This is a genomic window from Nocardia sp. NPDC004582, assembly GCF_053602115.1.
Map to the genome: position 1 here is coordinate 23370 of NZ_JBSGCY010000067.1, position 11663 is coordinate 35032.

General features: G+C 70.6%; 9 protein-coding genes. 2 read left to right on the plus strand and 7 right to left on the minus strand.

Annotated elements, in window-relative coordinates:
• Positions 1-54: 54 nt before the first annotated feature.
• The 6 genes from ACWELJ_RS19555 to ACWELJ_RS19580 all read right to left on the minus strand — a co-directional run bounded on the left by ACWELJ_RS19555 (position 55) and on the right by ACWELJ_RS19580 (position 6486).
• Positions 55-573 (minus strand): L,D-transpeptidase, encoded by a 519-nt coding sequence (locus tag ACWELJ_RS19555; RefSeq protein ID WP_452367555.1) that lies wholly within the window; start codon positions 571-573, stop codon positions 55-57.
• Positions 574-797: 224 nt separating this feature from the next.
• Positions 798-1982, minus strand: a complete 1185-nt coding sequence (locus ACWELJ_RS19560) for an MlaD family protein (RefSeq protein ID WP_452367556.1) — start codon at positions 1980-1982, stop codon at positions 798-800.
• Between the two features lie 125 nt (positions 1983-2107).
• Complete coding sequence (locus ACWELJ_RS19565) at positions 2108-3358, minus strand: glycosyltransferase (protein ID WP_452367557.1); 1251 nt, start codon at positions 3356-3358, stop codon at positions 2108-2110.
• Positions 3355-4626 (minus strand): condensation domain-containing protein, encoded by a 1272-nt coding sequence (locus ACWELJ_RS19570; protein ID WP_452367558.1) that lies wholly within the window; start codon positions 4624-4626, stop codon positions 3355-3357. Before ACWELJ_RS19570 ends, ACWELJ_RS19565 begins: the two co-directional genes overlap by 4 nt.
• 26 nt (positions 4627-4652) lie before the next feature.
• Positions 4653-5639 (minus strand): LLM class flavin-dependent oxidoreductase, encoded by a 987-nt coding sequence (locus ACWELJ_RS19575; protein ID WP_452367559.1) that lies wholly within the window; start codon positions 5637-5639, stop codon positions 4653-4655.
• A 160-nt stretch (positions 5640-5799) separates the two neighbouring features.
• On the minus strand, positions 5800-6486 hold the full coding sequence (locus ACWELJ_RS19580; protein WP_452367560.1) for a hypothetical protein: 687 nt from the start codon (positions 6484-6486) through the stop codon (positions 5800-5802).
• Positions 6487-6587: 101 nt separating this feature from the next.
• Here ACWELJ_RS19580 and ACWELJ_RS19585 point away from each other — a divergent pair, with 101 nt between their 5' ends.
• Together ACWELJ_RS19585 and ACWELJ_RS19590 are read left to right on the plus strand one after the other, a co-directional pair.
• Complete coding sequence (locus tag ACWELJ_RS19585) at positions 6588-7772, plus strand: acyl-CoA dehydrogenase family protein (RefSeq protein ID WP_452367561.1); 1185 nt, start codon at positions 6588-6590, stop codon at positions 7770-7772.
• Positions 7773-7793: 21 nt separating this feature from the next.
• Positions 7794-8870 (plus strand): acyl-CoA dehydrogenase family protein, encoded by a 1077-nt coding sequence (locus tag ACWELJ_RS19590; RefSeq protein WP_452367562.1) that lies wholly within the window; start codon positions 7794-7796, stop codon positions 8868-8870.
• Positions 8871-9060: 190 nt separating this feature from the next.
• Here the strand turns inward: ACWELJ_RS19590 and ACWELJ_RS19595 are convergent.
• A partial coding sequence (locus ACWELJ_RS19595; RefSeq protein ID WP_452367563.1) for an ATP-binding protein occupies positions 9061-11663 on the minus strand: 2603 nt, incomplete at its 5' end.

Genomic DNA, 11663 nt, shown 5'->3' on the forward strand with positions numbered 1-11663 from the left:
CGATGGCACATCGGCGCGGGCGGTCCCGCGTCGATGTGCCATCGGAAGGTACTGCTACGGAACCACTTCCACGGTATCGCCGGGGTTCAGGTAGTTGAAGAACTCCCGCGCGCCGTCCGGGGTCATCCGGATACAGCCGTGCGACTTCTTGTCCACCGGTCCGATGTGGAAGGCGATGTCCCCGTTGAAGAAGACCGCGTACTCCATCGGGGCGTTGTGCATGGTGCTCCAGTGGAACGGCTTCTTGAAGGAGACGTGGAAGACGCCCGGCGGCGTCTCGTAGCCGGGCATACCGTGGGAGATGGGGGTGGGGCCGAAGATGACCTTGCCGTTGTCCATCAGCCACGCCTCATTGGTGCTGAGCTTGAGGCAGGCGCGCGCGCCGGCCGTCGCGCACGGCGCGTTGACATCGCCGGGGGCGATGCCGGGGATGATCGCCGGAATACCGGGCACGTCCGGTCCACCGGGCCACAATGGTTCGGCCTGCGCGGGCGCCGCCGCGAGTCCGGCGGCCGCCACACCGGCGAAGACCGCCGATCGCGCCGCCAAGCCGAGGGAACTTCTGCTGCTCATCGCGTTCGACCCTCTCCTAGCCTCGCCCACCGCCCTGTTCGAACTCGCCTGTCAGGGCGAAGGGACTCTCTCGTTGACACAAGCACGGGACCAAGGGGTACCGGTAGATCATTCTGACTGGTGCCGGGAGCGATTCGCGGGACAAAACGCATCAGGCGCGCCGACACGCCCGTTCGAAATGCGCGGCACGCCGATCATGCCCCGCTCCCGGGTGTGCCGAGGGGTCATTTGACCGGGGGCAGCGTGCGTTCCTGCGGGTCGACACCGGTCGGCCGGTGCGCGCCATTGTTGGGAATGTTCGGGCGCGGCGCGTTGGCGGATCCGCGAATCTGCTGGTCGTCGGGCGGATTGTCGCAGTAGTTCCAGCGTCCGAAGGTGCGGTCGGTGGCGATGGTGGCCGCCAGCGCCGGCACCGGGTACTGGCACCACGGCCGGCTCCAGATGTCGATGATGGTGTAGAACTCGCCGTCGTGCGCGGGCACGCCCATGGCGGAGGTGCCGATGACCAGGGCCGGGAACAGCGCCCGGACCGCGGGCAGCCGCAGCAGCGCGGCCTGCACGATGGCCTGCATGGTGGTGGCCAGGCTCTGGATCGGATCCAGGTTCCGGTCCAGGGTGGCGTCCAGGACGGCGATCTGCTCGGGCGCGCGATCGAGCAGCCCGCGCAGTTCGCCGTCGGCGGCGCGGGCCTGGTCGACCAGCATCGACGAATTGCGGGTCAGCGTGCTCAGATCCGGCTGCGCGTGCGCGGTGGTTCCCGCGATGACCTGCAGATTCCGCAGCAGGCTGACGGTTTGCGGCAGGCGGTTGTCCAAGCCCGTGGTGGCCACGCTCAATCCCTCGATGAGCCCGCGCAACTGGTCGGGCCCGCCGCTGAGCGCGATATCCGTCTGATCGAGGATCACGCCCAGTTTGTCCGGATCGATCGACGAGATGAGCTCGCTGCTGTCGGTCAGCGTCTGCCACACCGGCGTCGGGGTGCTGATCTTGCTCGGATCGAACGTCACCACCTGCCCGTCGCGCAGGTACGGCGGCGCGTCGGTGTTCGGCCGGAAGTCGATGTACTGCTCGCCCGCGGCGGACAGCGCCGCCACCGCGATCTGGGTGTCGGCCGGAATCTGATACTTCCGCTCGATGTCGGCCTTCGCCGCGATCCCGGCCCCGCCGTCGATGATCTCGACCGATCGGACCGAGCCGACCCGGAATCCGCGCCAGGTCACGTCGTTACCGGCCTGCAAACCACCGGAGCGCTGTAGCTGCACGGTGACCGTGTAGGTGCTGCCCGGTCTTTCCACCCGCGCCACATTGATCAACAGATATCCGGCTCCGACCGCGAGTAGCAGGATCAGAGACAGATTCGAGTAGAGCAGTTTATGTCCGCGCAGCACGCTCAAGAGGCCCGCCTCCACCGCTGAATAGCAGCCAATAGGGTTCGATGCACAGCAACTACCAGGCGAAACTGCGCGCTATCTAACCACAGTCGGGCCGCTGGACCCGGCGGGGGCGGGTGGGCCGGGCGGGGCGAGCTACCTCCTCACCCCTTCCGCAGGGCGCCCAGGTGGGCCTCGATGGCCCGCACGGCCTGGCCGACCCCGTCCTCGGCGGCGATCCGGGCGGCCAGTCGAGTCGCGTTGTCGCGCAGCGCGGAATCGGTGGTGGCGCGGCGGAGGGCGTCGGTGAGCCGGTCCTCGGACATCCTCGAGTACGGGATGGTCGCCGGGCTCACGCCCAGATCGACGAGGCGCCGCGCCCAGAACGGCTGATCGGCGTAGACGGGCGCGCCGATGGCCGGGACGCCGGCGCGCAGGCCCGCGGCGGTGGTGCCCGCGCCGCAGTGGTGGACCACCGCCGCCATGCGCGGGAACAGCCAATCGTGCGGGGCCTCACCGATGGTCAGCACATCGTCGCCGCTGACGTCGAGGTTGAGCCAGCCGCTCTGCACGACGCCGCGCACGCCCGCCCGGCGCAGGGCCGCGGCGATGATCCGGCCCGTGCGGGCGGTGCCCTCGGCGCTGTCGGCCATGCTGCCGAAGCCGATGAACACCGGCGGCGGACCGGCGGCCAGGAAGTCGGTCAGTTCGGCGGGCGGTTCCCAGCCGTCGGGGCGCGGCGGCCACCAGTAGCCGGTGACCTCCAGCCCGGGCCGCCAATCGGCCGGGCGCGCAACGACACTGGGGGAGAAGCCGTTGAGCATCGGCCAGCCCGCCGCGGTGCGGGCCCGGCGCAGGTCGTACACCGAGATCGGCGGCAGTCCGAGTTCATGGCGGAAGAAGGCGACGGTGCTCGCGTAGAAACGGTCGTTGAACCAGGCTCCGAAGTCGGCGGCCAGCCGGTTGCCGCGCGCGCCGAAATCGTATGCCCCGTAGGCGGAGGGCGCGTACTCGGCTGTGGCGGACAGCGGCTGGAACCGTAGCCCGATCGAGGGGATACCCTTGGCCTCGGCGAGTGCCAGGCCCGCGTACTCCGTCGGCGGCGGCAGCAGCAGGACATCGGCGGGCTCGTCGAGCAACGCCCGGATCATGCCCAGTCCGAGACTGCGAACTCCCTTGGGGGAGGAGAACTTCCATCCCGCCGAGAGCCGGTTGACATCGGGATCGGTCATGTCGATGTCGATATCGTGGGTCATCTCGCGGAATTCGAGTCCGCATCCGGTGATCTGCTGCGCGAACAGGGTGTGCGCGGCCACCACCACCTCGTGTCCCGCGTCGCGCAGCCCCACGCCCAGCCCGGTCAGCGGCGCGATATCGCCGCGGCTGCCGATGCCGACCAGAATGATCCTGCTCATCGGACCTCCACACTCTCGATAATGGTCAGCCAGCGGGTGACGATGGCCCGCATCCGTTCCGCGCCGATGCCGCCGTCGGGGGAGTGCACCGAATAGTGCACCTGCTCAACGCCTTCGGGCTTGCTGGTGCCCAGGAACAGGCTCATGTCGAACATCTTGAGCCGGGCCTGCTCGCGCGAATGCGCGTCGGGGATCCACACGCCCACGTCGCCGAGGAAGTTGAAATAGAACTTCGGCGAGTTGAAAGTCAGGAAATGCGACCAGCTTTCGGGGTGGTGCCAGCGCAGTAGGGTGAAATCCTCGGGATGCGCGGGATATCCGTCGAGGGCGTCGCGCAGCCGCTCGCCCAGGGTGCCGGTCGCGGGGCGCAGCAGCCACGGGTAGTCGTCGGAGATCCAGGCCACCGTGCGCGACAGGTCGGTGCCGGGCCGCAACCGGCTGTAGCGGCCGTGCTTCTGCACGGTGATGGGCCGGGCCGTACCGGTCGCGTCCTCGATGGCCAAACCCAGTGTGACGAGCAGGATCCGGGTGTAGCTGGCCCCGAGCGCGGCGGGCAGTTCGACCAGCAGTCGCTGTGCCAGCGTGCCGTCGATGACGCCGTCGAAGTGCGCCGATTTCGGGGTGGCGGGCCGGTCCAGCGTGGTCGGTTCGATATCCGAGGCGGCCAGCCAGTAGTCGCGTTCGCCGACCCGGGTCTTCGCGTACTCGTCCAGGAATTCCGCCCACTGCGACCCGGTGATCGGTTCCGGCGGCAGCGCGATCTCCTCGCCCGCTTCCCATTGCCGGGCGTAGGTGGCGATGTCCTCCCACAGCACCCACATGGAGATGCCGTCGATGGCGATGTGGTGGGCGGTGAACAGCAGGATGTTCACGTCGAAGGAGCGGGTCAGCAGGACCGCGGTGACGATCTTCCCGGCGGTCGGGTCCAGCCGCAGATTGGCCGCCGCGGACTGCTCCTGGATCAGGCCGGTGAGCGCCTCGGCGTCGAGGTCCTCGATGTCGATGGCCCGCACGTCGACGCGGGCGGGGTCGATGACACCGCCGGATTCCGGCTCGATCTCGCAGGACGCGTTCTCGCCGTAGCTGTATCGGCTGCGCAGCGATTCGTGGGTGTCGATCAGGGTGTTGATCAGCTTCCGCGCGTCCTCGAGGCCCAGGCCGACCGGGACCGGGCAGGGGATGGTGACACCGAAGACGGCGGGATTCTCGTCCCAGGTCAGGAACTTCTTGGCGGCGGCCGTCAGCCGCCCGGGGCGCAGATCTGTCATGAATTTCCTCTTGCCGATTTGTCGGGTCATCGAACGGTGGTGAGGGACAGCACGTCCTCGCCCAGCAGGCGCAGACTGTCCCAGCCCGCCTCGATCGGCAGGCCGCCGATCAGCGGGTTCATCAGGATCTCGGTGCGCCCGGCCGCGATCTGGTCGCGCAGCTGCGCCGGGGTGAGGATCTCCAGATAGCCGTGGGCGCGCAGGGACTCGACCGAATCGGGCACGGCGTCGTGCGGGCGGTGGACACCCTCGCGCCCCCACGACGCGTACTCGCGGATCTCGGTGAGAATGTGCGGGGCGAAGTCGTCCCAGGCCCGATCCGGATCCTCGTGCAGCAGGGTGTGGCGGCTGCCGGGTGCCGGCTTGTGGATGTAACCGGTTGTGCCGCAGCGGATCAGCTCCCGCTCGTACAGCTCTTCGACCTCCGGCGCGGGCAGCGGCAGCGCCAGCCCGAGCCCGAATCGCGCGGCCCGCCGCGCGGTCGCCGGGCTCATTCCGGCGACCAGCAGCTGCGGATGCGGCTTGCTGAACGGCTTGGGCGTGACCTCGAAGGGCTGCCCACCGCGCCGCACCGGCCCGTCGCGCCAGGCCGCGAGCATGATCTCCAGCGCCTCGTCCATGATCTTGCCGCGACGCGTGAAATCCTTTCCGAGCGCCGCGTATTCGGCCGGCCGGTATCCGATCGCGGCGAGGACGGTGAGCCGCCCGCCCGCCAGATTGTCGAGCACCGCCAGATCCTCGGCCAGCCGCACCGGGTTGTACAGCGGCACGATCAACGCCCCGATACTGATCCGGATCCGCTCGGTGCGCGCCGCCACCGCCGCGGCCATCAGCAGCGGCGCCGGCAGCCACCCGGTGCCCGACCCGTGATGCTCCTCGACATTCACCACCGCGAACCCGGCCCGCTCGGCGTACTCCGCCATCTCGAGCGCGGCCCGATACCGCGCGTGATTCCCGGCCCGGGGGTCGTCGACATTGGTCATATTGAGCTTGAGCGCCGCCACCACGTTCATGCCAGCCAATATCGAATGGGCAAGTGCCGCAGGACAACCTGCGGGGATGCCCCAGTCAGGTGGTTCGGCCGGTGGGGGCACCACCGGGAGGGATCCGCGCCGACCCGGTGCCACCGATGGGGGTACCGGGTCGGGCGGCAACCACTCTCGCGGTGTCCGGTTATTCGTCGAGCAGCCCGAGCCGGGCCGCGCGCACCCCGATCTGGAAGCGGCTGCGTACCTCGAAGCGGGTCATGAGATCGGCGATGTGGCGACGGTAGGTGCGCAGTGACATGTCGAGGCGGCGAGCGGCGGTTTCGTCGATGAGGCCCAGGTCGAGGGTGTTGAGTACCGCGCGGGCGGTGGCGCTCAGCTCGATGGGGTCGGGGTGGACGCGGCCGGGCAGGCCGTGGCCGGATTGCCAGCTGAGCAGGGCGAATTGGTGCAGCGCGCGCAGCAGGGCCGGTTCGCGGACCAGATAGGCGTAGGGGTGGTCGGCTCCGGCGCCGCTCCACAGCACCGCGACCGTGCGGTCGAGGATCAGGACATTGTGGAAGTCGTTGGCGGTGACGCGGATCTGCGCGCCGAGCGAGGATTGCCGCAGCAGGGGTTGGTGGTCGCGGATCTCGAGGTAGTCGGGGGAGTAGAGCAGGCGGACCTCCTTGCCCGCGGCCAGCAGGTCGTCGACGACGACCTGGCCCAGGCGCAGGTGATCGGTGGAGTGGGTGGGGTTGGAGACCGCCACCACCGCCTCGCGCCGGGCGTAGCGGAGCAGGTGGTGGACGTCCTGGTCCCAGTGCCCGTCCTGACTGAACCGGACGATCCCGGTGGCCAGGCTGCCGGTCGCTCCGGTCGGCTGTCGCTGCATCACTTCCCCGATCCTGGCGGGTGACCGGCGGTTTCCGGGGGTTCTGGCAGCTTCCTGCCAGCCGGGCGGATCCGGTCGGGCCGATTCCTACCGTTCCATTTATGCACATCAGTTTGAGCGAAGAACAGCACCGCCTGCGCAAGCGGCTGCGCGAGTATTTCGCCGACCTCGTCACCCCCGACGTGCGGGCGGCGTTGCGGTCGGGCCCGGGCGGCGAGCACGGCGAGGGAACCGTCTACAAGGAGGTGGTGCGCCGGCTGGGCGCGGACGGCTGGCTGGTGCTGGGGTGGCCGGAAGAACATGGCGGACAAGGCCGTTCGATGCTGGATCAGCTGATCTTCCTGGACGAGGCCGCCGCCGCGGGTGTGCCGCTGCCGTACCTGACCGTGAACACCGTCGGGCCGACCATCATGCGCTACGGCACCGAGGAGCAGAAGGCTCACTTCCTGCCGCGGATCGCGCGGGGCGAACTGCATTTCTCCATCGGCTATTCGGAGCCGGACGCGGGCACCGATCTGGCCTCGCTGCGCACCCGCGCCGTCCGCGACGGCGACGAGTGGGTGGTCAACGGCGAGAAGATGTGGACCAGCCTCATCGAATACGCCGACTACATCTGGCTGGCCGCGCGCACCGATCCGGCGGCGGGCAAGCACGCGGGGCTGTCGATCTTCATCGTTCCGGCCACCGCGCAAGGGTTTTCGTGGACGAAGGTGCACACCATGGCCGGTGTCGGCACCAGCGCCACCTATTACTCCGACGTGCGGGTGCCCGCGGCGAATCTGGTGCACGGGGAGAACCGGGGCTGGGCGCTGATCACCAATCAGCTCAATCACGAACGGGTGGCGCTGGCTTCGGCCGCGCCGCTGGCGGAGTCGTTGCGGCAGGTCATCGCGTGGGCGCGCGCCACCACGCTGCCGGACGGGACCCGGGTGATGGACGCCGAATGGGTGCGCCTGCACCTGGCCCGCGTCCACGCCGATACCGAGTACCTGAAGCTGCGGAACTGGCGGACCGCGTGGGCCGCCGATCGCGGTGAGCTCGGCCCGGCGGACGCCTCCGCCACCAAGGTGTTCGGCACCGAATTCGCCATCGAGGGCTACCGGCTGCTCATGGAGGTGCTCGGGGCCGCGGCCGTGTTGCGCGCGGACTCGCCGGGCGCGCTGCTGCTCGGACGGCTCGAACGGTTCCACCGCACCGCGCTCATCCTGACCTTCGGCGGCGGGATCAACGAGGTGCAGCGCGACATCATCGCCAAGAACGCCCTCGGGCTGCCTGTTACCCGCTGAGCCCAAGATCGGAGTAGGACAATGGATTTCGAATACACCGAGGCGCAGCGGGAGCTGTCGGGACTGGCCCGCGAGCTGCTCACCGACTGGTCAGGTCGACAGCCCCGCCCGGATGACACCGGGTTCGACGCGGAGCTGTGGCGTGCGCTGGCCGGCGCGGGAGTCCTGGAGGCGGCGCTGCCCGAGACGGTGGGCGGCGGCGGGTACGGGCTGCTCGAACAGTGCGGCGTGCTGATCGAGATCGGCCGGACCGTCGCGCCCGCACCGTATGCCACGAGCATCGCCGTGGTCGCGGCGGCGCTGGCCGAATTCGGCGACAGCGCGCAGGTGGACCGCTGGCTGCGGCCGCTGTCGCGGGGTGAGAGCACGCTCGCGCCGGCCCTCGCGCGCGAGGGCGCGTCCTTCGCGGCCGAGCGTGCCGAGCAGGGCTGGCGGGTCCGGGGCGCACAGTCGGTGGTCGCGGCGGGAGCCTTCGCCGACGGCTATCTGATCGAGGCTCGGACCGGCGTGAACTCGATTCTGCTCCTGGTGGATCGGGAGACCGAGGGCGTCACGGTCACCGGGCAGCAGGCGGTGAACGGCACCGACGCGGCCGCGGTGGAACTGGACGGCGTCCTGGTCCCGCGAGCCGACGCGATCCCCGCACCCGAAGCGCCCGCGTGGGCCCGCCGCCGCGCCGCCCTGGCCGTCTGCGCCCACCAGTTGGGTGTCCTCGAACGCGCCCTGGAGATGACGGCCGAATACGCCCGCACCAGAAAGCAATTCGACCAGCCGATCGGCGCGTTCCAGGCCGTGCGCCAGCGCCTGGCCGACGCCTATATCGATGTCGAGGCCGTCCGCCTGACCCTGTGGCAGGCGGCCTGGCGGGAATCGCACGGCCTGGCAGCGGAATCCGAGATCGATGTGGCGAAGTTCTGGGCCTCCGAGGCCGGTCACCGCGTCGCGCACACCGCCGTCCACGTGCACGCCAGCACCGGCATCTACCTCGACTACCCGATGCAGCGCTACTTCACCGCGGCCAAGCGAGCGGAGTTCGAATCGGGGACGGCGACAGCGCGTCTGCGCGGTCTCGGTCTGGCCCTGGACGCCCCGGTGTGACCGCGGGCCGTGCGGTGGAGCCGTCGCCGCGGTGGGCGACGGCCGTCCGACCCGCATGAACCGAATGCGCACCCCTCGTGACGCACGCGGCCATGACCTCATCGCGCGCGGGAACCCCGGAGGTTGCAGCTCCGGGGCGCCCGCGTGGTTGCAGGTTCCCACGGGCCGATAAAAAGCGAATAAACGTTCTCTATAGCTGGTCCGGCCCCGGTGAGAACAGGGTCGCGGGGGTCGGGGCGGGCAGCCCGGCGCGGCGGAAGATCTCGGCGGCGTCGGTGTGCTCGCGGGCGGCGGCGTCGGCATCGCCGGTGCGGGCGGTGGCCCGCAGGAACAGGGCGCGGGCCCGGTCCAGGGGGTCGGCGGCCTTGCTCAGCAGCCGCAGAGCCTGGGTCGCCTCGGATTCCGCGGCGGCATCATGCCCGGCACGCAGGTGGATCTGGGCCAGCCGGGTGCGGGCCCAGCCTTCCCACAGGCGCACGCCATTGCGGTGGGTCATGCGCACCGCGTCCGCCGCCAGCTCGAGCGCGAGCTCGTGGTCGCCGAGCATGGACCGGGTGGCCGCCAATTCGTGGGTGGCCCAGCCCAGCGCGACCGCGTTGGACGACTCCTGGGCCAGCGCGATGGCCCGCTCCGCCACCGCCACCGCCTCGGCGTACTGCCCGGATTCGCACAGGGTGCGGGTGGCCAGCGCCAGAATCCAGGCTTCCAGCGAGCGGTCGTCGAGGGCCCGGGTCCAGGCGATGGCATTGGCGTAGTGGCGGTGCGAGTCCTTGGTGTTGCCGATGCGCCGATCCGCCACCCCGAGCAGGATCTCGGCCAGCACCTGCAACCGCCGTTCGGCGTCGTCGGCGGGCTGCGAGATGGGTTGCAGGAATTCGAGACTGGCCTCGACCTCGCCGAGCCCGATCTGCATCATCGCGCCCAGCGCCACCCGCAGCCGCCGGGCGCTGGCATGGTCGCGATCCCGGATCGCGGTGTCCAGCAGGGCTTTCAGACCGTCGGCGAGTTCGCGGGCGCGGCTGCCGGTGTCCATCAGCTCGGCCATCACCCACGCCAGATCCGCGGCCAGCGCCACCGCCCGGCCGCCGAGGCGGGCGGCCTGCCGATGCAGGGCGATGATCACCGGGCGCTCGATATCGTTCCAGGACTGCCCTTCCGCGCCGCCGGCGAAGGTGTGGCCGGGGACGGTGGTGGGCACCAGTAGCAGGGTGGTGTTGCTGTAATCCAGTGCGCCGAGCAGGTTCTTGGTGCTGGCCAGGTAGTAGTCCAGCAGGCGGGCCACGATCTCGGCCTCGCTCTCCCCGGCGTCGTGGCCCGCGGCGGTTCCCGCCAGGCCCGCGGCGAACAGGCGCAGTAGGTCATGGAAGCGGTAGCGGCCGGGCGCGGGCGTCTCCAGCAGGCTCAGATCCACCAGCGACTCGCACACCAGCTCGGCCTGGGGCACCGGGAGGCCCAGCAGGGCGGCGGCCCCGTCGACCGGGAAGTCGGGCACGTCGGCGCGCGCGAGGGTGCGGAAAGCCCTGGCCTGCTCGGTGTTCAACTGGCCGTAGCCGAGCCGGAACGCGGCCTCCAGGGTGAGATCGCCGGTCTGCAGCACCTCCAGCCGCTGATTCTCGTCGGCCAGCCGCGCGACCAGCGAGGCGATGGTCCACTGCGGCCGCACCGCCAGCCGGGCGCCGACGATGCGTACCGCCAGCGGCAGGCCCGCGCACTGCTCGATCACCGCGAACGCCGCATCCTGTTCGGCGGCGACGCGGACGGGCCCGAGGATGCGGGTCAGCAGGGTCAGGGCCTCGGCGGGTTCGAGGACGTCGAGGCGGGTGCGGCGGACCGCGGGCAGTTCGGTGAGCGCCGAGCGGCTGGTGATCAGGACCGCGGTACCGGGGGTGCCGGGCAGCAGCGGCGACACCTGCGCGGCGTCGCGGGCATTGTCGAGGACCATGAGAATCCGCTTGTCGCTCAACAGGGTTCGCAGGTGCGCGGCCCGATCGTCGACGCCCGCCGGGATATCGCCCTCGGCGACCCCGAGTCCGCGCAGGAACCCGCCCAGGGCGTCGCCGGTAGGCAGCGGGTCGGGGTCCACGCCGCGCAGGTTCACATACAGCTGCCCGTCGGGGAACCGGTCGCGCACCTGGTGGGCGATGTGCAGGGCCAGGGTGGTCTTGCCGACCCCGCCCATGCCGCCGACCGCGGAGATGGCCACCGCCGGTCCGCCGCCGGTGAGCTGGGCCGCGATCTGTTCCGCCACCTGGGAGCGGCCGGTGAAATCGGCGATGTCGGGCGGCAATTGGGCCGGGGCGAGCCGGGTGGGGGCCGGGCGCGCCACGCTCGGCAGGTCGGCGCGCAGGATGCGGGCGTGCACCTCGCTCAGTTCCGGGCCGGGTTCCACGCCGACGCCGTCGACCAGGGCGCGCCGGGCGCGGCCGTACTCGTCGAGCGCCTCCGCCTGCCGGCCGCAGTGGTAGAGCGCGGTCATCAGCAGCGCGCGGAAGCGTTCCCGCAGCGGATGCTCCTCGATGAGCGGGCCCAATTCCGCGACCGCCTCGGCGCTGCGGCCGGTTTCGATGTCGAGGGCGAGGCGGTCCTCGAGGATGGACAGCCGCCACTGCTCGAGCCGGGCGCGCTGGCGTTCGGCGTAGGGGCCGGGCAGTCCGCCCAGGGCCGCGCCCTGCCAGCGAGCCAGCGCCGACTCGAGGGTGCCGCGGAGCGGGCCGCCGAACTGGCAGTCGACGAGCTTGAGATCGATGACATCGAGGCCACCCACGACCAGGCCGCGACCGAGCCGGAAGCCGA